General features: G+C 50.2%; 25 protein-coding genes. 5 read left to right on the plus strand and 20 right to left on the minus strand.

Annotation, left to right across the window (positions count from 1 at the left end; genetic code table 11):
* Positions 1 to 195: 195 nt before the first annotated feature.
* On the plus strand, positions 196 to 1,983 hold the full coding sequence (locus tag PHX60_RS06585) for a 3'-5' exonuclease (RefSeq protein WP_300076036.1): 1,788 nt from the start codon (positions 196 to 198) through the stop codon (positions 1,981 to 1,983).
* Between the two features lie 49 nt (positions 1,984 to 2,032).
* Here the strand turns inward: PHX60_RS06585 and PHX60_RS06590 are convergent, their stop codons facing one another.
* The 11 genes from PHX60_RS06590 to PHX60_RS06640 form a co-directional block, all read right to left on the minus strand.
* The gene (locus PHX60_RS06590; RefSeq protein ID WP_300076037.1) at positions 2,033 to 2,440 is read right to left on the minus strand and encodes a type II toxin-antitoxin system VapC family toxin; all 408 of its coding nucleotides are present in this window, start codon (positions 2,438 to 2,440) and stop codon (positions 2,033 to 2,035) included.
* A gap of 9 nt (positions 2,441 to 2,449) precedes the next feature.
* On the minus strand, positions 2,450 to 2,683 hold the full coding sequence (locus PHX60_RS06595; RefSeq protein WP_300076038.1) for a CopG family transcriptional regulator: 234 nt from the start codon (positions 2,681 to 2,683) through the stop codon (positions 2,450 to 2,452).
* Positions 2,684 to 3,162: 479 nt separating this feature from the next.
* A complete protein-coding gene (locus PHX60_RS06600; protein ID WP_300076039.1) occupies positions 3,163 to 4,254 on the minus strand; it encodes a hypothetical protein in 1,092 nt (363 codons plus the stop codon).
* 83 nt (positions 4,255 to 4,337) lie between these two features.
* On the minus strand, positions 4,338 to 4,937 hold the full coding sequence (locus PHX60_RS06605; RefSeq protein ID WP_300076040.1) for a hypothetical protein: 600 nt from the start codon (positions 4,935 to 4,937) through the stop codon (positions 4,338 to 4,340).
* Positions 4,900 to 5,307: a hypothetical protein gene (locus PHX60_RS06610; RefSeq protein ID WP_300076041.1), complete on the minus strand. Its 408-nt coding sequence runs from the start codon at positions 5,305 to 5,307 to the stop codon at positions 4,900 to 4,902. Before PHX60_RS06610 ends, PHX60_RS06605 begins: the two co-directional genes overlap by 38 nt.
* A gap of 18 nt (positions 5,308 to 5,325) precedes the next feature.
* Complete coding sequence (locus tag PHX60_RS06615) at positions 5,326 to 6,852, minus strand: UvrD-helicase domain-containing protein (RefSeq protein ID WP_300076042.1); 1,527 nt, start codon at positions 6,850 to 6,852, stop codon at positions 5,326 to 5,328.
* 79 nt (positions 6,853 to 6,931) lie between these two features.
* Positions 6,932 to 7,291, minus strand: a complete 360-nt coding sequence (locus PHX60_RS06620) for a hypothetical protein (protein ID WP_300076044.1) — start codon at positions 7,289 to 7,291, stop codon at positions 6,932 to 6,934.
* Positions 7,292 to 7,375: 84 nt separating this feature from the next.
* Positions 7,376 to 7,702: a hypothetical protein gene (locus PHX60_RS06625; RefSeq protein WP_300076046.1), complete on the minus strand. Its 327-nt coding sequence runs from the start codon at positions 7,700 to 7,702 to the stop codon at positions 7,376 to 7,378.
* Positions 7,703 to 7,705: 3 nt separating this feature from the next.
* Complete coding sequence (locus PHX60_RS06630; protein ID WP_300076048.1) at positions 7,706 to 8,155, minus strand: DUF3037 domain-containing protein; 450 nt, start codon at positions 8,153 to 8,155, stop codon at positions 7,706 to 7,708.
* 146 nt (positions 8,156 to 8,301) lie between these two features.
* Positions 8,302 to 8,811 (minus strand): helicase associated domain-containing protein, encoded by a 510-nt coding sequence (locus tag PHX60_RS06635; protein ID WP_300076050.1) that lies wholly within the window; start codon positions 8,809 to 8,811, stop codon positions 8,302 to 8,304.
* 106 nt (positions 8,812 to 8,917) lie between these two features.
* Positions 8,918 to 9,103, minus strand: coding sequence for a hypothetical protein (locus PHX60_RS06640; RefSeq protein WP_300076052.1), 186 nt, complete (start codon positions 9,101 to 9,103; stop codon positions 8,918 to 8,920).
* Positions 9,104 to 9,406: 303 nt separating this feature from the next.
* Between PHX60_RS06640 and PHX60_RS06645 the strand changes: the two genes are divergently transcribed.
* Positions 9,407 to 10,584 (plus strand): IS3 family transposase gene (locus PHX60_RS06645; RefSeq protein WP_300076054.1). Its coding sequence is split into 2 segments (ribosomal slippage): positions 9,407 to 9,689 and positions 9,689 to 10,584, totalling 1,179 coding nucleotides; the frame shifts between segments, so codons are not numbered across the junction.
* Positions 10,585 to 10,666: 82 nt separating this feature from the next.
* On the opposite strand, the gene PHX60_RS06650 is transcribed toward PHX60_RS06645, so the two are convergent.
* The 3 genes from PHX60_RS06650 to PHX60_RS06660 all read right to left on the minus strand — a co-directional run bounded on the left by PHX60_RS06650 (position 10,667) and on the right by PHX60_RS06660 (position 12,314).
* Positions 10,667 to 11,242: a Panacea domain-containing protein gene (locus PHX60_RS06650; protein WP_300076056.1), complete on the minus strand. Its 576-nt coding sequence runs from the start codon at positions 11,240 to 11,242 to the stop codon at positions 10,667 to 10,669.
* A 452-nt stretch (positions 11,243 to 11,694) separates the two neighbouring features.
* A complete protein-coding gene (locus PHX60_RS06655) occupies positions 11,695 to 11,988 on the minus strand; it encodes a helix-turn-helix transcriptional regulator (RefSeq protein WP_300076058.1) in 294 nt (97 codons plus the stop codon).
* Positions 11,988 to 12,314: a type II toxin-antitoxin system RelE/ParE family toxin gene (locus PHX60_RS06660; RefSeq protein WP_300076060.1), complete on the minus strand. Its 327-nt coding sequence runs from the start codon at positions 12,312 to 12,314 to the stop codon at positions 11,988 to 11,990. The genes PHX60_RS06655 and PHX60_RS06660 overlap by 1 nt, the downstream gene beginning before the upstream one ends.
* Before the next feature lie 460 nt (positions 12,315 to 12,774).
* On the opposite strand from PHX60_RS06660, the gene PHX60_RS06665 reads away from it, so the two are divergent.
* The gene (locus PHX60_RS06665) at positions 12,775 to 14,346 is read left to right on the plus strand and encodes an ATP-binding protein (RefSeq protein WP_300076063.1); all 1,572 of its coding nucleotides are present in this window, start codon (positions 12,775 to 12,777) and stop codon (positions 14,344 to 14,346) included.
* Between the two features lie 181 nt (positions 14,347 to 14,527).
* Here the strand turns inward: PHX60_RS06665 and PHX60_RS06670 are convergent, their stop codons facing one another.
* The 6 genes from PHX60_RS06670 to PHX60_RS06695 all read right to left on the minus strand — a co-directional run bounded on the left by PHX60_RS06670 (position 14,528) and on the right by PHX60_RS06695 (position 19,492).
* On the minus strand, positions 14,528 to 15,220 hold the full coding sequence (locus PHX60_RS06670; protein WP_300076065.1) for a hypothetical protein: 693 nt from the start codon (positions 15,218 to 15,220) through the stop codon (positions 14,528 to 14,530).
* Between the two features lie 340 nt (positions 15,221 to 15,560).
* Entirely contained in the window at positions 15,561 to 16,460 is a 900-nt protein-coding gene (locus PHX60_RS06675; protein ID WP_300076067.1) for an AbiJ-NTD4 domain-containing protein, read from the minus strand.
* Positions 16,461 to 16,535: 75 nt separating this feature from the next.
* Complete coding sequence (locus PHX60_RS06680; protein WP_300076069.1) at positions 16,536 to 16,943, minus strand: TIR domain-containing protein; 408 nt, start codon at positions 16,941 to 16,943, stop codon at positions 16,536 to 16,538.
* Positions 16,944 to 16,957: 14 nt separating this feature from the next.
* Complete coding sequence (locus PHX60_RS06685) at positions 16,958 to 17,905, minus strand: caspase family protein (protein ID WP_300076072.1); 948 nt, start codon at positions 17,903 to 17,905, stop codon at positions 16,958 to 16,960.
* A 283-nt stretch (positions 17,906 to 18,188) separates the two neighbouring features.
* Complete coding sequence (locus PHX60_RS06690) at positions 18,189 to 18,695, minus strand: hypothetical protein (protein ID WP_300076074.1); 507 nt, start codon at positions 18,693 to 18,695, stop codon at positions 18,189 to 18,191.
* Positions 18,696 to 18,988: 293 nt separating this feature from the next.
* Complete coding sequence (locus tag PHX60_RS06695; RefSeq protein ID WP_300076076.1) at positions 18,989 to 19,492, minus strand: DUF411 domain-containing protein; 504 nt, start codon at positions 19,490 to 19,492, stop codon at positions 18,989 to 18,991.
* A 100-nt stretch (positions 19,493 to 19,592) separates the two neighbouring features.
* Here PHX60_RS06695 and PHX60_RS06700 point away from each other — a divergent pair, with 100 nt between their 5' ends.
* Both PHX60_RS06700 and PHX60_RS06705 read left to right on the plus strand, forming a co-directional pair.
* Positions 19,593 to 21,344 carry a tyrosine-type recombinase/integrase gene (locus PHX60_RS06700; RefSeq protein WP_300076078.1) on the plus strand — a complete coding sequence of 584 codons (1,752 nt, stop codon included), beginning with the start codon at positions 19,593 to 19,595 and terminating at the stop codon, positions 21,342 to 21,344.
* Between the two features lie 864 nt (positions 21,345 to 22,208).
* Positions 22,209 to 22,595 (plus strand): site-specific integrase, encoded by a 387-nt coding sequence (locus tag PHX60_RS06705; protein ID WP_300076080.1) that lies wholly within the window; start codon positions 22,209 to 22,211, stop codon positions 22,593 to 22,595.
* Positions 22,596 to 22,693 lie beyond the last annotated feature (98 nt).

Raw genomic sequence — 22,693 nt, forward strand, 5'->3', positions numbered from 1 at the left:
GCTTGCTATCAAATCTGTCAAGCATACCTCTGCTTTTAGGCTGGGTGGGATAAGCAGCTTTCTGCGCTGATAACGGTGCATCCTCAAAGTTGTAAAAAAAAATAGTCAGCAACTTCAGAGAATTTTTTCCGAAAGAGAAGTTTTTCTACAAAATTCAGCAAAAATTTGCGCTTTCTCCCAAGCACTGCACCCCACATGGCTACCCTGATCCCCGCATTGAGCATTTGCAAGCCTCGCATGACCAGCGGCGAACGCCGCTTTGCAGAACGTGCCGGGGAGAAACTTAGCGATGAGTACCTCATCTGGTACGACGTACCGATTGGAGCAAAGCAGTTGCATCCAGACTTCGTGGTACTACATCCGGTATGGGGTTTGCTGATCTTGGAAGTGAAAGACTGGCGCTTGTCCACGCTGCACAAAGCCGACAAAGATGCTTGGCAAATTACGGTCGATGGGCACATCAAAACCGTTGCGAGTCCCATGCTCCAAGCTCGGCAGTACGCCCACCAAGTTGTCAATACGCTCGCTCGAGATCAACAGTTGGTATATGGCGAAGGGCCGCACCAAGGAAAGGTGGCCTTTGCATGGAGTTGCGGTGTGGTGCTGTCCAACATCTCGCGCAAGCAGTTCACGGAAGCTGGACTAGGTGCTGTGCTGGAACCCCACAGGGTTCTCTGCTCTGATGAAATGAGTGAAGCCGTAGAACCAGAAGCATTGCAAACACGGCTGTGGGGCATGTTTGAGTACCACCACGGCCAGCCATTGAGCGCACAGCAGATAGACCGTGTGCGGTGGATCATGTTCCCTCAGATACGGATACCAGATCAAACCAGCCTTTTCGATGAATCGGACGCTGAAGCCGAAGTGCCGGATGTTTTGCGGGTGATGGACTTACAGCAGGAACAGCTTGCCCGCAGCTTGGGCACTGGCCATCGCATCATCCACGGAGTTGCAGGCTCTGGAAAAACCATGATCCTGAACTACCGCGCCGAATACTTGGCCCAAGCCAGTTCAGTGGAAAAGCCCATTCTGATGCTGTGCTACAACGAGCCACTGGCAGTGAAGCTGGGGGCCACGATTCATGCCAAGAGACTTGGGCAAAAAATACAAACGGCAAACTTCCATCGCTGGTGCCGCCAGCAACTGGTGAAATTTAAGCAGGAATTACCCGATAGCAGATTACCTGCTGATGCGTTTTTCACGGATATGGTGCAACGGGTGATTGATGCCGTAGCTGACGGGCGCATCCCGAGTGGGCAGTACCACGCCATCTTGATCGACGAAGGCCACGACTTTGCGCCAGAGTGGCTGCAACTCCTGACCCGCATGGTTGATCCAGAGACACAAAGTTTGCTGCTGCTCTACGACGATGCCCAAAGCATTTACCAAAAACGCCGCCAGAACTTTAGCTTCAAAAGTGTGGGTATCCAAGCCCAAGGCCGAAGCACCATCCTCAAAATTAACTACCGCAACACGAAACAAATTCTTCGCGCTGCCAGCTTGTTAGCGGCTGACTTGCTCACCGCCCACGACAGCGGCGAAGACAGTATTCCGACAATTGCTCCAGTTGGCTGTGGGCGCGATGGCCCGGAACCCTTGGTCATTGCGGAGCCTACTGTGCGTCAACTGGCGGAACAAGTAGCCGCATGGCTGGGACAAGCTCATGCAGAAGGTTTCGCATGGGGCGATATGGCCGTGCTGTGCCGCAACTGGCGTGGCATGGATGACTGCGCCCAAGCCCTAAAGCGACAAAAAATCCCGCACCAAGTTCGGAAAAGGTCAGGCGAATTTTCTCCGAACGGCAATCATGTTCACATTCTCACACTGCACGCAAGCAAGGGACTCGAATTTCCAGTGGTGGCCCTGCTGGATGCCAGCGCTACAGAGTCAGGCGACGAAAACGATCCACAGGAAAAAGCACGGCTGCTGTATGTGGGGGCCACTAGGGCTACGCAGAAGTTAGTTTTGGCGCGAAGTTGCTAAAAACAGCCTTATGGCAAATAATTTTTCTGTGGATAAATACGGGTCTGCATTAACAAATTTCGTGCCAGTTCTGCCAGTGCAAGCCCTGCACTCGGGAAAATTCACGCACATTGCGGGTCACAAGCGTGGCCTGATAGCGTAGAGCAGTAGCGGCAATCAGCGTATCGTGTGGGCCAATGGGTGTCCCCAGCGCTTCCAGCGAAACACGGATGCGAGCGGCGTGGTTAGCACACTCGCTGTCAAAAGGCAAAAGTTGCATAGGCCGTAGCAACTGCGCTAACGCTTCCAGACGTGGAGCCGCTGCCTGTTGCGGCAAGCGCAGCAGGCCATACCGTAGTTCGTATTCGACAATGGCCGGTACGCCCACATCGGCAGGTCGCAGAGCTTGTAGGCGTGGCACTACCTGCGGGTCACCCCGAAAATAATAACTGATGGTGTTGCTATCGAGAATCAGCATAGCCACCAATCAAAAACCTATGCGCGGCACATCTGCTGGTTGCTGTGCAGCCAGCTCATCATCACGCAATGGGAAATCGGGAAATCGTCCCGCCAACGCCAAGCAGTCTCGGGGCCATTCCTGGGTAGCGTATTTTCGGATGATGTCGGCCACCCAGCGGCTTTTAGAAACTCCCTGTGCTTTGGCAGCTTCCGTGACGATCACTTGTGTGGCATCGTCCAAATAGAGTGTAATTTGTGACATGGCAGCAACCTCTTTCCAGTGATCCAACCAAACATAATTGCAATTATATGTGCTTGTCACCAGACTGGCGCAAACGCAGCCCTTGCGCTTGCTGGGAGTGTGCGGGTGGATGGGTTGAGCAAGGCTGCACTTGGGGATGTTTTGGCTGCCGAAGCCAGCAGGAGCAATCAGCCTAGCTTGTTTTGATGACCTTCACTAAAATTTTCGGGAATTTAGAATTTTTTTCCTAAAATTTAGAAAAGAATTCCCGATTCTGCAAAATTGCTGCACGGGTCGATGCTTGATTGCCTGTAAATTTCGCCATACGGGAATGCTGCTCGACCCTGGTGCAGCCGTCTGCCAATCCGGTGTCCGACTTTGCCAAAAAAAGACCGGCCAAATTTGGCCGGTTGTTCTGGAGGAGCGCCCCCACCTTGGCTGGGTGCGTGGTGGCCTATGCTTGTGCAGCTAGTGCATCCCAAGCCTCGCGCTAGGCCAAATCAATTACCAGACCAAATTACCCCCATATCCTTCAACTGACCATCATTACCCATGTAACCAAAGTGCAATTGGGCATTGAAATGGCGCAAGTCAGCAGCAGATAGTCCTGTAGAGATATTAAAGATTTTTTCTGGCTGGGCGGCCTGAGAATTTTGGTAGGCCACAGTGTAGGGGTTCGTCGAGGTCAGTTGTTGCCACCCGCCTGGTGTCAAGAAAAACCACGCTTCTTCAGGCAAGAATCCTGCTGGTACATAAGCTGCAATCCAGAAGCTAGTTCGGTTTGTGCCTTCGGTTTCAGTTGCAGGGCGCTTGAGCGTGAAATTCAAAACCAAATTTCCATTGGAATTGGTAGTGGGTACATTATCCTTGATTTGTGCAACGCCCGGTAGTACGGGAACTGTAGGAGCAGTGCCTCTATCTACTGGATCGCCATCAGTGCCAAAATTTAAGGTATTGTAAGCAGTACGGTATTGATCTAAATTAACTTCATAAACACTTGTTAGATTATAAATTGACCCACCATTAAGAACCCGAACATACAGCCATTTCCCTGTTTGAACAGGATTTTTAGTCAGTCGTGCGGTGCCCGAAAGACTGATATTACCACCACCATCGTGAACAAATATCATCTCCTCACCAGCTTGGAGACGATAAAAATCAGTATTTATATTTTGTGTGCGTTTTACTTTTTCATATTCATCTAAAGTTAATGAAGTAGTACGATCGGGAGTCGTCCCCATTCGAGCAACTACTGCGTACTTTTCTCCTTGAGGAAGATAACCAGAAAGGCCAAAAAAAGTAGTTGATGCGGGAATATAAACTTTGAACTCGTTAAAAGATGTGTAACCTTTCAAAATAAAACCAAATCCACCTTCAACAGTTGCACAACGACTACGCAGTTCAGGATAGCCCATGACACAGCCTGGTATGCCACTAGGAGCAAACTGATCCTTAAAACCTATCAGTGGTAAAGATAGTTTATAAACTTTGGGCAATTGATGTAAAGATGTAAATTCTGCATGTGCTGAACCAAAAGCACTCAAGCCTATCAACAATGACAGTTTCAATAAGTATTTATCAAATTTTTTCATTTTGAAAACATCTCCATTTAGGTGGAAAAAGCAAACCCACTTTTTGAAAATGAGTTTTTATTAGTTTATTTCACAGTTGAGGTTTAATAATTTTTGTTTTCTGCTTCCTGATAAATTGCATATAGTTTTTCTCCTTCGTCGCAGCGGCTACTATGACCTTTGCCAGCAGTTTTACACAATGAACAATGACAATAGTGTGAGTAATAGGCTTGATACGCTTTGCGCCACTTGGCATGAACCGACCAATCGACTCCGCTATTACTTGGCTTTTTAACGCAGCTTGAGGTTTTGAATCGTCCTTCTTTGAAGGCCATCTCAATATAAGCATCGTGCAATTTTTGCCCTTCGGCGCACCTGCTTCCAATTTTTTGTAATTCCACCTTCTTGCACTGGGGGCAATTCCAGTAATGCCGCTGATCGGCCTTATCTGCATCCATCCACGTTGTTATCTCTGGTGAAGTGGAATCAATCTTTTCAGCTAACTGAGGAACTTCCCGCTTCGCCGCTGGCGTGTTTGCAATTGCCCAATCAAAGTAATCGTGCAGATCAGCATACAAGTGCGGTGGGGTGCTATCAATATCTTGCTTCCAAGCCTTTCTGACTTCCTGTGAAGCTCCAATATGAATGCAAAATTTTCCTGCTTTTCTAAGCAAAACAGGCAGTGTTATCGATGGCTGCTGCATTTTTACCTTTGGCTCGAATGTGGCAATTGAGCTTAATTTCTAGTCCGCCTTGGCGTGACCAGACAGTCATGATGAAATCACCCGGTACTATTTTTTTATCGACTAAGCCCAAGTCCAAGGAAATTTTGAACGGCTTTTCTGAATCATTGGGGAACAAAATATCGATACAATCTTCCTCGTGCCTTGATCGTTCGATTAGTGCCGAATTGCCAGCCCAAATCTCATCGAGAGCGAAATTTAGGCGCTCAGGAATTAGCAGAAGCCAGTGATCTTCGGCCTTTGATAGGAAACAAAATCTGTTTGAGTAGTCATGGCCCTCCCAAACATTGGTTTCTACTATCTGGTTGTTTCTTGCCTGCACAAAAAACATGATGTGTCCGCCTGTAATTTATCGTGCAAGCTGTCGGGCTGTTGAATTCAGCGCCAGAGTGCGCCTAGCCCGAGTCGCAGCCACATACAGCAGGTTGATTTCTTGCCGATCCAATTCTTCTTCGGGCAAGGGCTTACCTTGAGCGGAAAATATTTCTGGAAAATCATCCGCTAAAACAACGTGATCTACTGTCATTCCTTTAGATCGGTGGGCTGTGGTCAAAGTGATTTCCGCTTTTGATAGATCGGATTTTGCTGCCCTGTAAATTTGTGGAATCAAATGCTCCAGACTTTGACCATATTCAGATGCAATGTCGAGTTGGCGGGTAGCCTCAAAGTCTTTGCTTTTCTCTGCATATTCAAAAAAATCGACAATTGAATCAAATTTCTTGATGAACCTGTCTTTGATTAAATCGTTTCGGTCAGTTGCCAGATAATGCACATCGAGCAGCTTATCAAAGCCATAATTTGCTACACCGCCCACAAAGCCCAATGTTTTGCCAGCGTGCAAATTTTCTACTGCATGAGAAAATACCAGTGCATTGGTGCGGCAGATCAATGCAAATGGCTGATCTGGTGGTGGTGGGCTGAAAGTGGTATCAGGCCCAAGCCCTTCGACTGGTCGGGACTCTAGCCAAAACTGGCGCAGCAAGTTAGATGCTAAATTTGCAACGCGATGGCCAAACCGGAAACTTTGTGTCAGCGGGTATGATAAATCTGGGTTAGTGCTATCCATCGCATTGATGGCACCACGAAACTTGTAAATTGATTGGTAGCGGTCGCCCACTACAACAATGGGGCAATGCTGCTGGCTACGAACGATAGCCCATGTGACCGGGTTTGTATCCTGGGCTTCATCGAGCATCAGCAAGTCGCACAGAATACGGGGCTTACTCAGCTGATAGAGTTTGAGGTAGCCGTCGTGGGTCATGGGCATTTCGTCTTTCGGATCGCACATCCAGTACCAAACTTGTTTTGCTACTTTGGCGATTTCTTTGAGCAGATTGAGGTCGCCATAAATCGGCCCCTCAACGCTGCATGGCAATTCTGGAAATTGATCCCAGTCACTGACCGTCCAAGCGGTGATGGTGGACAGTACGGCACCCGCAAACTCCCAGTTCCAGCCCAATTGGGCGCGATTGATAATGTCAATGGCGCGCAAATTGTTGAGTTTGTGGGCGTACTTCTTTCCAACAGCACCGAACGCTAAACCATGCACTGTAGTGCATCGGGTGTTAGGGCCAAAGCGAGTAGCTGCATCTTGCTGCGCCGATTTGTTATAGGCGATGTAGAGGCACTTTTTGCTGGGATTGTTAGCAGCAAGGGCTGTCAGGCTGGATGTTTTCCCAGTCCCAGCATAGGCATTAACTTGTATGACACCATTTAAACTGGTGTTGGCAAGAGCAGACTGCTGTTGCGTCAATCCATCCTGCGGTGCAGGCGCAAGTGCAGGTGATGGCAACAGTGCGTACTGTGCAGAATCGCCAACTTTGCGAATGCTGCGACGCTTTTTCTGTGGAGAGGCGATTTCTTGGAGGTATGACATACCCCAAGAATGACCGATTTTTCAACCATTTCAACTTTGAAAGATTACGCTTTCTTGGTGTGTTTTGCCTAGCGCAAATTTAGTGAATATGCGGCTGCATGATTTTATCAACCCGATTTTGTAGCACTCCAATTAGTAACTCTACATCCATTAGAAGATCAAGATGATCGCGTTTTTTCGCTTCCTTGAGCCTGTCCAGCAGCCAGTACGAGTAGCCCCCTGCTGGTGCGGCCAGCACATCGATGGCTGATGGAAGCGGTAGGGCTTCGGGTGATTTCTCTAGCACGCCGAGCAAAAACTCTGCGTCGTTCAAAGCATCTACCGGATCGCGCTCTAACGCCTGGCTGAGTGCATTTTTCAGCCAGCGTGACGTGTCCCCTGACTTCAAAATATCTTCCGCATAGGGGAGAGAAAAAAATTCTGGGGAATTAGGTTGCATGAAAGTGTGTGGTAGATTGCAAAAGCGCTATTGCAGCACAAAAGGCACATCGCCTGCCGAACAAATGCTGCCGATTCTGGAAAATTATTTGTAGTTCCATTTCGCAAGCAACCTTGCTTGCAGTGCCAACACTTCGGACAATGGGCGCTTGGCTGCTCGTCGGCTGGCTGTGCTACGCGCTACTTTTTGCTGGCTGGCTGGGCCAAACCAATGTTTGCCGTCCTTGGCCATGCTCCACGGATTAGAAACCTGGCGGTAATGGATGGGCACAATGTCGCAGTTAGCCTGCGTGATTGTCGCAAGCTGATTTCGTTGATGTGTACGCCAGCGCTTATGCCACTGGCGCTTATCGAACGCCTCTGAGTTTCCACAAAAAGCGAAGATCGGTGTTTTACGGTAGCTGCGGCTCAATTTTTATCCTTTATTTTTTCTGGATAGTGGAAAAACAAATTTTTGCATTAAGTGAAAAATAATTCCTTGCGCTGTCCTACCCTCAATAGGAATAGTTCGGTGATGCGAGTATTGAACTCCTTCCCATCTGTCTCTCGATAAAAAAGCAATCAAATCTTTTGTAGAGACTTTCGCTTCTAACAGTAGTCGCGTTGCCTGCTCAATTTCTTGTATTTGCTGATAAACATCATCCCAAAATACATCGGCATCTAAGGAATTGATTTTATTCATGCTTTTAGAAAACTCTAGGACTGGGCCTGAATCTGTAAATAGAACTATGCCGATATTGACTACCTCTAGTCTATGGGAGCAAGGCTTGTATTGGATTATCGAGTAATCCAGCGATGAAGCCTGATGGCTGGTGTGATGGTGTCTTGTTGGCACAGCTTGCAAAAGGCAAAAGTCTAATTGCATCCTATTTTTCAGCCGAAATTTTGGTGAATGCTGTGCCAATCGACGATTTTCTTGAGCGAATCAGGGTGGCTGGGGGCAAGCAAGGAGAGTCGCCTTCGCCTCTTGAACGACCGGCCAAATTTGGCCGGTACTTGATTTGGGAAGGTTCACTGTGTCGGCACCTGTCCCCAGCGCCGCTTCTTGACCGAAACTTTGGGCAAAGGCTTGTCGCTATGGATAGACCGCAAGCGACCCACGGGCAATGTCCAAGTTTCCTGCTGCTTTGGCTCTTTTTCTGGTTTCAACCATGTCTCGAAGATCCCAAAATTTTCTTCTGGTGCGGGCTGCTCTTGCGCCTTGTGCAGTGTGCTGAACAGCTCGGCCATCGTTGCTACAGGCGCTGGTGCCGGTACAGCTAACTGCGGCGGCGGTTGATCGCGCAAAAAGCCTATCTGGCGCAGTCTCTCGATTTGCTCTGGTGGAATGGTATCAATGGCCGTCTCAATGCGAAAGCGCCAGTTGCTGCACCAGTAGCCTATGGGCTGGCCGTCTTCTCGGTGTTCTAGGGGGATGTCGGCATGACCTTCGCGCTGGATAAAGCGGGCAATCGGTGTCAGGCGTGCGTCGAATTGGCTCAATGCCGTGATGGTGGTGGGAATCGAATTTCCTTGGTACATGGTATAAAACGTCTGGCTTAGGTGCTGCTGGCAATAGCAGTCCAGATTGGCATCGATTAGCCAAAAAACAAGTGTCACTCGTGACGAGCAATACTTACAGTATAGTTTAAACGCGACCTTGGGCTGCAATCGTCGCAGCCAGCCACTTATGCTGCCGGTTATTAATATCCTCCGATTTACTTAGGCAGCACAGGATACCGTAGAAAATAAATTTGGATAAAGCAATCTCAGTAGATGCTATCCGACCATTATCGATCAGCTCCTTAAACTCGAAGTCATCTTGGTCTTTCACACTACTGAAATCCACCCATGTGGGCTTATACAGAATTCCTCCCGGCACTCCAATGTAGTAACCAGCCCGAGGCGGCCCAGGATCACAGGCGGGTTCTTCACGTAGTCCGTTCGCTTTAGAGGTGAGTACCGCCGATAGCGCATCATTCCCATTCGGGCTGGTCGCTATGATTAGTACATACTTAGGCATGTACCGACCTGTTTCTTGATTGAGATAGTACCGCGAATCAAGCCATAGTGTGTTGTGGTTCAATGAAATCGGACACGGAGATAAGGCAAGAAGCCCCACCCCAGAGTCGAGCACATGACAACATCTGAGACCCAAAAAACACGACGGCACTTTGACCCAGCCTACAAGCTGCAAGTAGCCAAAATGATTCGAGAGCAGGGCCTGAGCGTTAGCCAAGTCTGCAAAGACATGGATTTGACCACCAGCGCCGTCCACCGCTGGCTACAGCAATACGATGCGGAACTGGCCGGGCGCCCCGGCATAGGCAAGCCCCTCACCGCTGAGCACCAGCGTATCCGTGAATTGGAAAAAGAGCTTCGTCAGCTCAAATCGGACAACGAACTGCTAAAAAAAGCCTCGGCCTTGTTCGCCCGCGAGATCAGGTGATGCAAAACCTACTCACGGCGAGCAAGGCCAATATGAAACAACTGAGCCGCACCTTTGGCATGAGTCGCTCTGGCCTGTATAGCGCACGCCAGCGCAGCCTTGCGCCCAAAGCGCCCCTGTGCGCGCACGCCCTGTCATTGCAGGCGATTTTTGCTGCCAGTGGTACCACCTATGGTTCGCGCCGACTGCGTGCTGCGCTCAAGCGCCAAGGTATCGCCATAGGGCGCTACAAGGTGCGTGCCCTCATGCGCCGCCATGGACTGCGGGCGCGTTGGAAGCGCAAGTTCACCCACACCACCGACAGCAAACACCAGCTGCCCGTGGCTGAGAATGTGCTCAATCGCCAATTCCATCCCGAGCAGGCCAACCGCGCTTGGGTGGGCGACATCACCTATGTGCGCACCGCCAGCGGCTGGCTTTACCTGGCCGTGGTGCTCGATCTGTTCTCGCGCAAAGTGGTTGGCTGGGCGATGGCTCCACATATGCAAGCGTCTTTGGTCTGTGATGCCTTGCGTATGGCCATTGGCGCGCGTCAGCCCGAGCCGGGCCTGCTCATGCACACCGATAGGGGTAGCCAATACGCCAGCCAAGCGCACACTGAACTGCTGGGAGCCTATGGCTTGGAGCAAAGCATGAGCAGAAAAGGTAATTGTTGGGATAACGCCGTGTGCGAACGTTTCTTTCTGAGCCTGAAGATGGAGCGCGTTTGGCAAGGCCAATACGCTAACCACGCCGAGGCACAGCGCGACATTGCCGACTACATCGTCAACTTCTACAACGCCCAGCGGCTGCATTCAACTCTGGGTTATGTTTCTCCTAACGAGTTTGAACAACTTGGCACTACAATTTTCCCGCAAACCCACTAACCCGCTTTTTTCCTTATCTTTCTGTCCGAAAAAACTTGACCATGACAGGGTGTTAGCCTTAAAGAAAGCCATTGCCGCTAAATCAGTTCGTAGAGGAATACTCTGCTGCCCGCGATGCTTCGTGCATAGCCTGTTCTTTTGCGACTTCAAGAAGGATCGATTTCTCTGGTGCGTCATCAGCTATACCAAGCGCATAGGGTATCGGCTGATGTGCGCCTTTACCGCCTTGCCAAACCTTATCCCAAGCACCGTTTTGTGCATGGGTGACATCAATCATTTCGGCGGACAGCGTATCACTATACTTATCCACAAGTTCAGTCATGATACGCAATTGGCGCGGAGTGAATTCACTGTCGTCGAACTCTACACCGTCTTTTGCTTTTACGGTATGCCGAACATAGTCCACTATTTGCTCAGGCAGGATGCAGACGACTTGGGCAAGATCAGGTTCCAGCTGCTCCCATTCCTCCATCAAGTCCACTGGGACTGGCCCAAATTTCCAAGCCTGATAGTCGTACCCAGTCACGCACTTCCCAGTCTGCCGGAAGTGTTCAAAATCGAGCAAGTAGAGCAGCTTAAAGAGCTTGATCTTGTCGCAATACTTCACGTTCTTCGCAAAGAATAGAACTGCGTTGATCAGTCGTTGCCGGTAGGCCATGAGGAAGATAAGTGAAGGGAAAGCAACTGAAAAGATGGCTCAAGGTTATCACATTGAGCTATGGCCGTCCATCGCCCTGCAAGACGACTCTGGCTGGGTACGGGTGCAGCACAGCAGCGGCGGACATCTGCTGGTGCCGTGGCCTGTGTTCGATGGATGGGACGAGGCACTTCCGCCACAGGTGGGCGATCCCAGCGAAGAACTCGGCGGCTATGTGTTGCGGAATGTGCCTGCGGCGCTGGAGTATTTGCGGGGCGGAGCGATTGGGAATCAAAGGCGGGCCGCTGGCGGGATGTGCTGGCGGAGATTGCCGCGCACAAGAAGGAGAGTGGCAAAGATTTTGAGCCACGCTGGGCTATAACTTGAGGCTCTTGCGATCAACCGGCCAAATTTGGCCGGTCGGTGCAGATCGGCATTGCGCTTGCAGGTGACTGCAATTTGCAAAAAAACAGTCAACGCGCAAACTGCAACTGCGGATGCAATCCCGCGCGATTTGCTAGCATCAGCAGCATGTCGAGGCTGAAATCCTCCACTTTGCCTTTTATGAGGCGCGACACGCGCGGTTGCGTAATGCCAAGATGGCGGGCTGCCTCGGCCTGCGTCCAGCCTTGTGCCTTGAGTTGTTGGGCTGTGCGAATCATTACCTGGGCGCGCAGCTTCATCACTTCAGCTTCTGCTGGGTCAAAGCCTAAGTCAAGAAAGACATTGCCACTGCTTTCGGTAATTTGGATGGTATCGTCGTTCATTAGAGTGCTCCTATCAGTTTCCGGTAACGCTGTGCCGCTAACTCAATGTCAGGCTTGGGTGTCTTCTGCGCTTTTTTCTGGAAAGCGTGCAGTACATAAATCGAATCGGCCAGCTTGGCTACATAGACCACACGGAATGCCCCATGAGCCGTGTCTCGGTAGCGGATTTCATAAGCGCCTGCACCCACGCTGGGCATAGGTTTGAAGTCACTAGGCTCACCGCCATATTGCACGGTCATCAGCTCAAGACCCAAAGCCTGCCTCACGTCAGCAGGCATTGCACGCAAATCTTTTTGGCTGGAGTCAATGAATCGGAGTGGCTTCATTTTCTGATTATGCAGGAATCTGCATATTTATGCAAATTTTTGAATAAAACAACGCCACACCCTAAGCACCCACGCCATGTGCTGGCAGCCATCCACCACATCTGAGAACTCGGAAACGCAAGCGCGTTCGTTAGAGCTGCCGCCACCTTCAAGCCAGATGACGGTTGGTGACATAACTATTGAGGTGCAAGGTGCTGGAGCCACTCATGCAAGGCCCACCTTGGGCAAGGACGGTACTCGCCGTTGCTTGAGCAGGAGGGCTGGCCCTTTCTATACACCTCTCCGGGCCATTTTTTGACCTATAGCCCTAAGATAATGATTACTTATCTTAGGGCAAAAAAAGATGCTCAAAAGTGGACAATCTGTAGCGAATCGAAAAATTGCTTTTAAAATCAATCATTTGCCGCGCCATTGCGGTCAGGGGATGCGCTGTGCCAGCACAACTGCCACAATCTCACCCATGAGCCATGCCACCACCACCCTGCCACGCAAGAAGCTGCCCATCGGCATCCAGACCTTCGCCAAGCTGCGACAGCAAAATTGCTACTATGTGGACAAAACACCCCAGATACTGCAACTGGTGGAACAAGGCTCCTACTATTTCTTGAGCCGCCCACGCCGCTTTGGCAAAAGCCTGCTCCTGGACACCATTGCCGAGTTGTTTGAAGGAAACCGCCCACTGTTTGCCGGGCTGCACGCCGATTCGCACTGGAACTGGGAGCAGCGCTGGCCCGTGGTGCGTATCAGCTTCTCCGATGGCGTGTTGCACAGCCGCACCGAACTCGACACCCGTATCCGCTTGCTGCTGCAAGAGAACTATGCCCGCTTGGGTATCGCTGTACCCCAAGACCAAGACATTGCGGGCTTGTTTGGTCATCTGCTGCAACAGACCCATCAACAAACCGGCGAGCCAGTGGTGGTGCTGGTCGATGAGTACGACAAACCGATTTTGGACAACATCACCCACCCAGACATCGCCCGTGAGATGCGCGATGGTCTACGCAATCTCTATTCGGTCATCAAGGGCCAAGATGCCCATGTCCGTTTTGCCATGCTCACGGGGGTGAGCAAGTTCAGCAAGGTGAGCCTGTTTTCGGGATTGAACCAACTCAATGACATCACCCTCGATAGTGCCTACTCCTCGCTGTGCGGCTATACCGACGAAGATGTGGACACGGTGTTTGCACCTGAACTACCAGGACTGGACAGGGAGCAAGTGCGCCTTTGGTACAACGGCTATAACTGGGATGGGGTAGGCATTTACAACCCCTTTGATGTGTTGCTGCTACTGCAAAAGCGCCAATTTAGACCCTATTGGTTTGAAACGGGCACGCCAACCTTCTTGCTAGACGTACTTACACAGCGGCGCACCTTCATGCCTGCATTGGAACACATGCTGGCCAGTGAAAATTTGTTGTCCAGCTTCGATGTGGACGATATGAGTACCGAAGCCTTGCTGTTCCAGTCGGGCTATCTGACCATCGATCAGGTGCAATACTTGGGGGTACAGCCGCGCTACCGATTGCGCTACCCCAATTTAGAGGTGCGCGCCGGTTTGAATGAAACCATGCTGCGCCGCTACCTGCCCGAGGCTGGGGCCATGCTGGAACATACAGGTCAGCTTCATGCACTACTGCAAGCCAACGACTTTGACGGCTTGAACACCCTGTTCACCGCCTTCTTTTCCAGCATCCCCAACGACTGGTATCGCAACAATCCCATCGCACAGTACGAGGGTTATTACGCCAGCATTTTTTACAGCCACTTTGCCGCCTTGGGGCTGGATATTCGCCTAGAGGATGTGACGAACAAAGGCCGAATCGACATGACGGTGCTGTTCAATCGCCATGTTTATCTTTTCGAGTTTAAGGTGGTGGAGCTGGTACCCCAAGGCAAGGCGCTGGAGCAAATTGTGCAGCGGGGCTATGCGGAAAAGTACCGCCAGCGGGGTGAGCCAATTCACCTCATTGGTGTGGAGTTCAGCAAGGAAAAACGCTCTGTGGTGGGCTTTGAGGTGCAGAGTTTGATTTGATCGGGCTTCTAACCCAAGAAGTGAATGAAGCCCACCTAAGCGATTTTTACCTGGAGTATTGACTCAATTGACCTTCACCAGCTTTTTTTAGAAAAATGGCACATCGCTGAATCAAGCCAAGCAAACTTTAATAAAAACTTCAGAACCACTGACTGGTGGCGCGATCCATTTTATCGAATTGCTATATGACATACCGCTTCCATGCTTCGCATTTTGTAAGTTCTATAAATCTCGCACTGGGATGCTCGATTATTTCAATAATATTCTGCACTGAAATGTTTTTAGTGCTGTAGCCTTGAGAGCGCGTCGAAGTTTCAACTTGATGCCCTCGATGTGATAAAAATTCCCTAGCTATCACCCCATCAGGAAATACACTATCTTTCATTGAGGCAATAGGAACATTTGCTTTAATAAGGCATGGAATACCTATGTTGCACAGCGCAGCTCCTGTCACAGGATCATCTTCATGTGAGTTGTAAAGTGCTTCCCCGCCCCACGACTTGAAAAATCGTCCGATCCCAGATTCCCCAGCTAAAAAAGGCTCGTAAAAACAAAACCACAGCATATTTGCACGATTGCTGTCATTTGCCTGATTTACGGCCTTTAGACATTGCGCGACTTCATAATCAACTAAGCCAGCATGAAGAAGCTGGTCTATTCTTAAATTCAATGAAGTTGCATTTTGCATAATCATGCCATTGACTTGGATATTTTCAATTTCCGACTTTGTTAATTTTGTGCAATGGTATCCGATTAGAGAATACCTTCTCAAAATATCTCGAAATTCTTGAACTACCAGGTCATATTCATGTGTTTTTTTATATGTGCAGCAATTGCATTCCCAACCTTCAAACTTGCTCGAATTAGCCTCCAAGAAATCGGATACGTCAGTTGGCCATGTATTTTTATTGGATATAATGATCGAGATAGTTTACTCCTTTAAACAATTGTTTTCTACTCAATGTCATATAACATGGCAATTAGTTGGCTGTCGGAATGCGGGGCGTGGAGACAGTCCAGTTGACTGCTGCATTAGAGCACAACCCTACACACGGCAGCCACCCAAAGCCAGCAGCATAGTCGGAAAAACGAACCTCTACCAGCGCCAAAAGTACCCAGCGCAAAACCAAAGTCAAAACCTACTTTGGAAACACCGGTAAAAATAAAACTCGGTTTTTAACGAGCGTAGAATCAAAACAACCGTCGGTATCACCTTACTCTCGCAAGAGGAGGATAATTAGGGAGAACAGGCGGTGAAACAGGTAGTCCACATGACGCGACTCCTTGAGCGGTTGTTGAGTGACTTCAGAATGCCGAATGTGGAACGAATTTCCGATCGTTGTGAGTTCATTGGCTTCACGATTCAGCGCCGCCCTGAACTCGGCTTCTGGTGCGACCTTCGCCAGCAACATCTCTACGGCAACTCTCTTGTTTGATGGGTTTTCCGCCGACTTGATTCGCTCCCAGCAATCCCAAAGCCGTTCAAGCGCAACGCGTCTTTCAGCGAGGTCTGGGCTGAGAAACTTACGTCTCGCCTCTTCCAGCATTTTGTCGAGCAGGATGTCACCTGTACTAAATACACGAGGAACAAGCGACTCCCGCAATATCGTTGGCACGAGCCGCTCGACTTTGCCATTCGGAGTAAGCCGATACGCCAACCCGTTTCTTGCAAAGATTCGATTGACCGCCTCCTGAAACTCTTGCTTGCCAGCATCTTCTTCGAAGGACAGGTGATGGTGCTGAAAGAACTTGTGATAACTACCCTGAACAGGCTTTGCAATTGCTCTGAAGCAAAATTCGACGAGGTCCATCACCACATGCGCTTGAGGTGCAAACGGAACACGGTGAATCGAAAACCCGTCGATTTCATCCTCTGTTGTCTGGAGGGGCCAATTCAGTTCCGGAATCTCTGCCTTAACCGAAAGCTCGAATGTCGTCTCGTCCGTTCCGATCGTGCCCATTCCGTCGGGGCAGCTTTTAGGGAACCTCAAGGCAAATGCCCCGGACTTCACGCTACCTTGAACGAGCGCAACAATGCCGCCCCAGGCCTGAGGCGATACATCGTCACTTGCACAAACGCGAAGCCCATTTTCACGATCACTGAAATAGTCCATGCCGTTTTACTAATGTCTAACGAACAGGATAAACGGCGGCTGGAAGCCGTCCGCTTGAGCGGAGGGTTAGATTTCTCACGCTACCTCGCGAATGGCATTGACGATGCTATCCGTCTGCCATTTGACAATCTTGTCGGCTGCATCCTTTACAACCTTCGATGTTTTCTCGGAACCCCAAGGTTCAATTGCGATGATAGGCTTTCCAAGTTGTGCGGCAATTTCAATTTCGACATTGATCCACTTGCTATATGTTGCGTAGACACCGGCCAATATCAGAACAACGCTTGCTGGCTTAATTTGCCGCTCAATAGCCGCGCGTAGCGCAGCTTGGTTAGGGGCGTTATGTATTGGATCATCTTGTGGCACAGAGTAGTTTTTATAGGGAAAGCAGCCACCTTTCGAGTCCAACAACCCAATTAGCTTTTCGTATGCGTCACTGTATGCCCACGAGTGGCTGATGAACAGATTGTAGGTATTTGTCATTGGTAGTCTCCTATTTAAAGTTTCTTTTCATTTACAAGTCGCCAGTATTGGTAGCCCAGCGCCGTTAGCCTGCAACTCTTACTGTTGATTGCTGCGTAGTACATGTGCTCCTCACCTACAGGAACCACCAGATTAACGCGGTTATATTTCTGCAAAATCTTGAATTGCTGGCAATGCTCAGGAACCGCCGATGGGTCGGTGTCTTCGTAAGTCGGGTTTAGTGCAAACTCTTCGGCAGCATCCGAAAATAGAGCACATATTTTCCGAAGGTCTTCCGTTGCGAGAGGTGGATTGATTCTTCGAAGTGATGTAAAGGCGGTAATGTTGGACTTGAAAACGGGGCGTTGATCCCATGGCCCCAATGCCTGATCTACGTACGAGTAGATGCTACCGGGTGTAATAAAGCCACGAAGGTCTGCGGCACCTCCCTGAAGGGCATCTACAACGAGCGATGTGAATACGCCATTGCCGCCGACTTCAGCAGAAGTTTCGGAGTCTCTACAGGCGGTAAGAACAACGAGACCAAGTCCAAGTAGCGAGCGATCTTCCTGAATGTCGGGAAGTCTTCCGAGAGCTCCAGAATGGCAACAGTCCAAAATTATGATTTTGTTTTTTGCCTTTGACTTGTTGGCGTACTGAAGTATCTCATTCATTGAAATACCTTCGTCATACGATATGCCATCGCTTGTAACAATATATCCGCCGACAGAGGTTAGGCACCCGTGCCCAGCAAAATAGAAAAGCGACGTCTCATTATCTCCGGAAAACAGTTCTTCGATTTGCTGTTTGAGTTCCCGCTTGGATACTTGATTGGTTGAAGCAGTAATCAAGCGAACGGAAAAATTGGGAGAACCATCTCCATTGGCTTCAAGGACGTTTGCCATGGAATTGGCGTCATTGACGCAGCCAGACAAAGGGGCGCTTGGGTAATTGTCGATTCCGATGATCAGAGCTTTTTTCATGGCCGGATTCCAGGTTAGAGCGTGTTATGAAATTATCGCAATTAGCTGATTTTATTGAGATTTTTGGAACTTGATCATGCTTCCAACCTTCGTAGCTTATTGATTTAAAAAGATATTTTTGAGATTTCATAACACGCTCTACCTTTTGAATTAGCCTTTTGGTGGATTGACTTTTGGCATTGGTGGTATTTTTTGAGGCTCAGGAAGCTTTCGATCTGCTAAAGGAGTGCGCGAAGGTGATTGATGTATCGGCGGGTTTTGGCTTTGGCTAGTTGGTGATTTATTACTCACTATTTTCTCCTTCAGTATGAGATGCTAAGTATTTGGTGGCAGTTGTTTCTGCCTTCTGCATTAAAACCGGATCATTTGGGATAGAATTGTTAGGGAAATGTTTTTGTGCAGCGCTAGATGCTTTTGTAAGCATATCAGCATGCAGTTTTCTCATTTCTTTCTCAGTCAGTTCACCAGCAGCCACTTCTAGCCATTTAATTTCTGTATGTATGGCAAGCTCATCAAGTTCTCTCGCGAGAGCCGAAAGAGCTTTCATCCGCTCTTTGTATGGAAGATATGGAAGAATCGCATTCAATACTTGAGAAATAGCGATAAGAAAAGCCCAAATAAATTGAGCCTCTTTCCAAATAGCCCAACTAGCAATACTTCCAGTAGAAATAAGAGCCAAAAATATCTTTATTCCTCTATCAATTCCCTCCGTCTCAGAGAGTAATAGCTCTAGATAGACCGCATGGGTCTTCATTCTATAAAGCTGTTTCCAGATGTGCTGTTGAATCATTCAAAGGTAGATTGAAGAGAGCTAGCTAGAATTAGACTACAACTTTACACTAGCTGCCAGTCGGATAAAATTTTTTGTCGCTACACAACCCGTAGGAAAGTGTCCGTAGCCTCAATTTAGTCAAACCTAAATTTTTCCGTGTAGAAAAACTATCTGGCACGCCCAACATTGGCAATCCTCTATCAGCTACAAAGTTGTGAGTGCATGTCATTACACCACATGCCCCGGCCAAGCACCAGTATTGCTTCGCCATCTGCCATGTACCATCCTTCAGTTCTTCAGCCTTTCCCACTTCAAGCATAACTGTTGAAGACTGCCGATGAGCCATCTTTCTGCACCAACAACACTTGGTATGGATCGCGGCGACCACCATAGGCAGCTCCATCCATCCCCGGTGAACCTAGCGGCATCCCCGGTACAGCCAGACCTAAAGCCTGTGGGCGTTCCTTGAGCAAGCGTACAATATCCGCTGCTGGCACATGCCCTTCGATCACATAGCCCTGCACCAACGCCGTATGGCAAGAAGCAAATTTTTGCGGCATCCCCAACCGTGCCCGTGCGGCATTGTTGCCTCGGTCAATGGCATTGGCCGTAAACCCATTGGCTTGCAAATGGGTTATCCAGTCTTTGCAGCAGCCACAATTGGGGTCTTTCCAAACGTCGATTGGAATGGCTGGGGGCTTGGCAGCGAGTGTGCTTGCACTGACCGAACCCAAGGCCAGTAAGCCCAACAACCATTTGCGCCTACTGGCTGTGGTGATAGCTGAAGAAGCGCTGACAGAAGGCGTTTTAGACATACAAATTCTCCACAATCAGACCAAAAATACAAAACACAGAAATTTTTCTTTAGTTACCCCGGCATTTGCATAGTTCAGATTGTGACGTAGGCTTGACCCTATGCCATCCACCACGCCCACTGCCCCCATTCATTTCGTACGTCGCCTCGGCCTGCACCATTTCGCCTACCTACGCGCAGTGGCCGAAGGGCTACCGCTGCTTGACAGCGCCCGCCGCTATCTGGGCATTGAGCATGGTCATCAGGCCAGCACAGCACACCAGCAAACTGTGGATTTAGTGCGCGCAGTGGCCCGTCGCCATGCCGGTATCGGTGAATGGCGCTTGGTGGGCCTGCATATCGGATTGGGCACTTCGGTAGCTACACCAAGTTTGGAAGATTTTTGTGAGCAGCAAGGCTTGGACGGGTGGAGCGAAGCGGAAATTCTTGAGATGTACGCTGACGCTTACCCTGCTGACCACCGCCAACAGCGCCGTGCCCGTTTGCGTGGGCGACAACTCGCCATGCTGCGGCGCTTGGAAGTGCTGGCTGCTGAACAACCGTTGCCAGAGGATTTGGTTACAGGCTGGTTTGACGATGCCACGGCACAGCGCTTGCTGTGGGCCGGTATCCAAACGCTGGGCCAGCTACACCAGCGTATTGAGGTCGGTGGGCGCTGGTTTTCCACCATGCCCGGTATTGGCAGTACCAAGGCTAGGCGCATCGAGGCCCACTTGCGAAACTTGCTGCCCGATTTGCCGGTGCAAGCCAAGCGGCTATTTAAGCTGGAGGTTGCCAGTACCGCCATCGCTGTCGCCAGTGCTGGTGGGCAAGGGCTTGGCCTGCTCAATGCCAGCAACGATCTGCAAGCCATCGAAAGCTGGATCACTGCGCGTTCCGGTTCAGCTGCCACCGCTAAAAGCTACCGACGTGAAGCGCAGCGGCTATTGCTGTGGCTACAAGCCTATCGAGATAGCAAGCCACTTTCGGCAATGGACGTGCAGGACTGCAATGCGTATGTGGCCTTCTTGGCGGACATTCCTTCGGATTGGATGTCGCGCCAAAGGGCACAACCGGGGAGTGTAGGCTGGGCACCATTTCGTGGCCCATTGAGCGTAGATAGCCGCCAACAAGCCATCAACATGGTTGCCAGTCTGTTTGCCTGGCTACAAGCGGCACGCTACTTGCCTGCAAACCCCTGGCTGCTGCTGAACAGAAACCAAGGGGATGATAAAGAGCAGCGCTTGTTACAAAGCAAAGCCTTGAGCGAAGTGGCAATGGAGCAAGTGCTGGCCTACATTGATAGCCAAGAATGCAGCCCTTCACGCTGCCGGATTCGCTTCATATTGACGTTCATCAGCAGCGTTGGTTTGCGTAGCGCAGAGCTGATTGCAGCCAAACTGGGTGATTTGCAGCATGAGCCAGAAGGTTGGCTGTTGCAGGTGCATGGCAAAGGGGCGAAAAACCGCTGGGTTGCCATTCCGCCCGTAGCTTTGCAAGCCCTACGTGAGTATCTACAGGCGCGTGGCTTTAGCGACGATCCCCTGTTGGCCCCAGCCCAAGCCCCGCTGTTATCTAGTGTCCAAGATCCTATGCAAGCGATAGGCTATCAGGCGCTGTATGAGCATGTCCGGGGTTGGATGAGCAAAGCGGTAGCAGCTGCTTCTTTACCGGACAAAGAAAGGCTGCGGTTGGCCAAAGCATCCACTCACTGGCTAAGACACACCTTTGGCACCAGAGCGGTGGCCAAGCAAGTACCGCTGGATGTGATTCAAGCACAGATGGGCCATGCCAATATCCAAACCACCATCAACATCTACGGTCGTGCGCCGATTCAGCGTCGCACGGATGAGCTGGGCAAGGCGTTTGGTTAGGGGCACAGCGCGTATGGCCTAGCAGGCGTTAGCACAGCGCAGACTGTGTGTTTTTGCTTGTTAACGGTATTTGGGGACGTGGTGCTAGGAGGTTGCTTAAATTGAGGCAGTGCTTAAAAAATAAGCAAAAACGCAAAGCCCGTTCTACCCCTTGGGGACTGTTCTCTGAAAGATTGAGATAGTTATTAGGGCGCTTTGTTTTTTCGGTGAACGCAGCGTTCATCGTTTTTGGTGAACGCTATATGAAGTTTTTTTGCGGTCGCGGGAGCCGTGGGCATGAGCGGGCTAATCCGATGTTTTGTGGAGTCTGTGCGTGCTACAACCGTGCTTGTGGAGCGCGCAGTCTGGGTTTGGACTCCACAAAGTAGGGCTGACACTGGCCTGAGTCTTGGCAAAGCCGGTTTTTCCTTGACCGGCCAAATTTGGCCGGTCGTAGTTTGGAGCTGAGGAAATTTTTGGTGGCCCAAAGTTAGACTGGTGGGCGCTGCAAGCGGGCACAGAAAATCCTCGGCTGTCTCATCCGATGCGGTGTCCTTAGTGCAGGCCAGTTTGCTTTTTTTCTGACCGGCCAAATTTGGCCGGTCGTAGTTTTTCCAAATGCTAGACGGGTGCGAGGTTCCGCAGCAAACTGTCCAGCCCCTGCCCTATCCCCTGCCAGCCCGATTTGTGCATAGAGGATTTTGCTGCTTTTGCCGTTGGCACTGTCTCTGGCATTGCCGTTTCGCGTTGGGGTGACGGTAGCTCGCAGCTTTGCACAGTGGCCTTATCGACGGGAATGAGCTGGCCTTGTTGCAGAAGCTGGGCCACCTTGGTGATGTGGTCGGGAGGTACACAGCCAGATATTGAGTAGTTGCCATTCCGCCCGTGGCTTTGCAAGCCCTGCGTGAGTATCTACAGGCGCGTGGGTTCAGCGATGACCCCTTGTTGGCCCCAGCCCAAGCTCCGCTGTTATCCAGTATCCAAGACCCTATGCAAGCGCTAGGCTATCAAGCGCTGTATGAGCATGTCCGGGGTTGGATGAGCAAAGCGGTAGCAGCTGCTTCGTTACCAGAAAAAGAAAGGTTCCGGTTGGCCAAAGCATCCACTCACTGGCTAAGACACACCTTTGGTACCAGAGCGGTCGCCAAGCAAGTACCGCTGGATGTGATTCAAGCACAGATGGGCCATGCCAATATCCAAACCACCATCAACATCTACGGTCGTGCGCCGATTCAGCGTCGCACGGATGAGCTGGGCAAAGCGTTTGGCTAGTGCTTAGGCCACCGTGGCCTATCCGGCGGTGCTGGGTTTTGGAGGACGGTTGTTCTGAATGAAGCCATGCTTAATTTAAGCAAAACGCGAAGCCCGTT

The organism is Giesbergeria sp. (assembly GCF_028686475.1).
In the GTDB taxonomy this organism is placed as follows: domain Bacteria; phylum Pseudomonadota; class Gammaproteobacteria; order Burkholderiales; family Burkholderiaceae_C; genus Simplicispira.

Bases quoted from the DNA above. Each gene is read 5' to 3' on its own strand.
- PHX60_RS06655 (WP_300076058.1), bottom strand. From the start codon at position 11,988: ATGAACGACGATACCATCCAAATTACCGAAAGCAGTGGCAATGTCTTT.
- PHX60_RS06700 (WP_300076078.1), top strand. From the start codon at position 19,593: ATGCCATCCACCACGCCCACTGCCCCCATTCATTTCGTACGTCGCCTC.
- PHX60_RS06665 (WP_300076063.1), top strand. From the start codon at position 12,775: ATGAGCCATGCCACCACCACCCTGCCACGCAAGAAGCTGCCCATCGGC.
- PHX60_RS06620 (WP_300076044.1), bottom strand. From the start codon at position 7,291: ATGCAACCTAATTCCCCAGAATTTTTTTCTCTCCCCTATGCGGAAGAT.
- PHX60_RS06590 (WP_300076037.1), bottom strand. From the start codon at position 2,440: ATGCTGATTCTCGATAGCAACACCATCAGTTATTATTTTCGGGGTGAC.
- PHX60_RS06585 (WP_300076036.1), top strand. From the start codon at position 196: ATGGCTACCCTGATCCCCGCATTGAGCATTTGCAAGCCTCGCATGACC.
- PHX60_RS06600 (WP_300076039.1), bottom strand. From the start codon at position 4,254: ATGAAAAAATTTGATAAATACTTATTGAAACTGTCATTGTTGATAGGC.
- PHX60_RS06680 (WP_300076069.1), bottom strand. From the start codon at position 16,943: ATGACAAATACCTACAATCTGTTCATCAGCCACTCGTGGGCATACAGT.
- PHX60_RS06595 (WP_300076038.1), bottom strand. From the start codon at position 2,683: ATGTCACAAATTACACTCTATTTGGACGATGCCACACAAGTGATCGTC.
- PHX60_RS06690 (WP_300076074.1), bottom strand. From the start codon at position 18,695: ATGATTCAACAGCACATCTGGAAACAGCTTTATAGAATGAAGACCCAT.
- PHX60_RS06610 (WP_300076041.1), bottom strand. From the start codon at position 5,307: ATGTTTTTTGTGCAGGCAAGAAACAACCAGATAGTAGAAACCAATGTT.
- PHX60_RS06650 (WP_300076056.1), bottom strand. From the start codon at position 11,242: ATGGCCTACCGGCAACGACTGATCAACGCAGTTCTATTCTTTGCGAAG.
- PHX60_RS06605 (WP_300076040.1), bottom strand. From the start codon at position 4,937: ATGCAGCAGCCATCGATAACACTGCCTGTTTTGCTTAGAAAAGCAGGA.
- PHX60_RS06675 (WP_300076067.1), bottom strand. From the start codon at position 16,460: ATGGACTATTTCAGTGATCGTGAAAATGGGCTTCGCGTTTGTGCAAGT.
- PHX60_RS06660 (WP_300076060.1), bottom strand. From the start codon at position 12,314: ATGAAGCCACTCCGATTCATTGACTCCAGCCAAAAAGATTTGCGTGCA.
- PHX60_RS06615 (WP_300076042.1), bottom strand. From the start codon at position 6,852: ATGTCATACCTCCAAGAAATCGCCTCTCCACAGAAAAAGCGTCGCAGC.
- PHX60_RS06695 (WP_300076076.1), bottom strand. From the start codon at position 19,492: ATGTCTAAAACGCCTTCTGTCAGCGCTTCTTCAGCTATCACCACAGCC.
- PHX60_RS06635 (WP_300076050.1), bottom strand. From the start codon at position 8,811: ATGTACCAAGGAAATTCGATTCCCACCACCATCACGGCATTGAGCCAA.
- PHX60_RS06630 (WP_300076048.1), bottom strand. From the start codon at position 8,155: ATGCAATTAGACTTTTGCCTTTTGCAAGCTGTGCCAACAAGACACCAT.
- PHX60_RS06685 (WP_300076072.1), bottom strand. From the start codon at position 17,905: ATGAAAAAAGCTCTGATCATCGGAATCGACAATTACCCAAGCGCCCCT.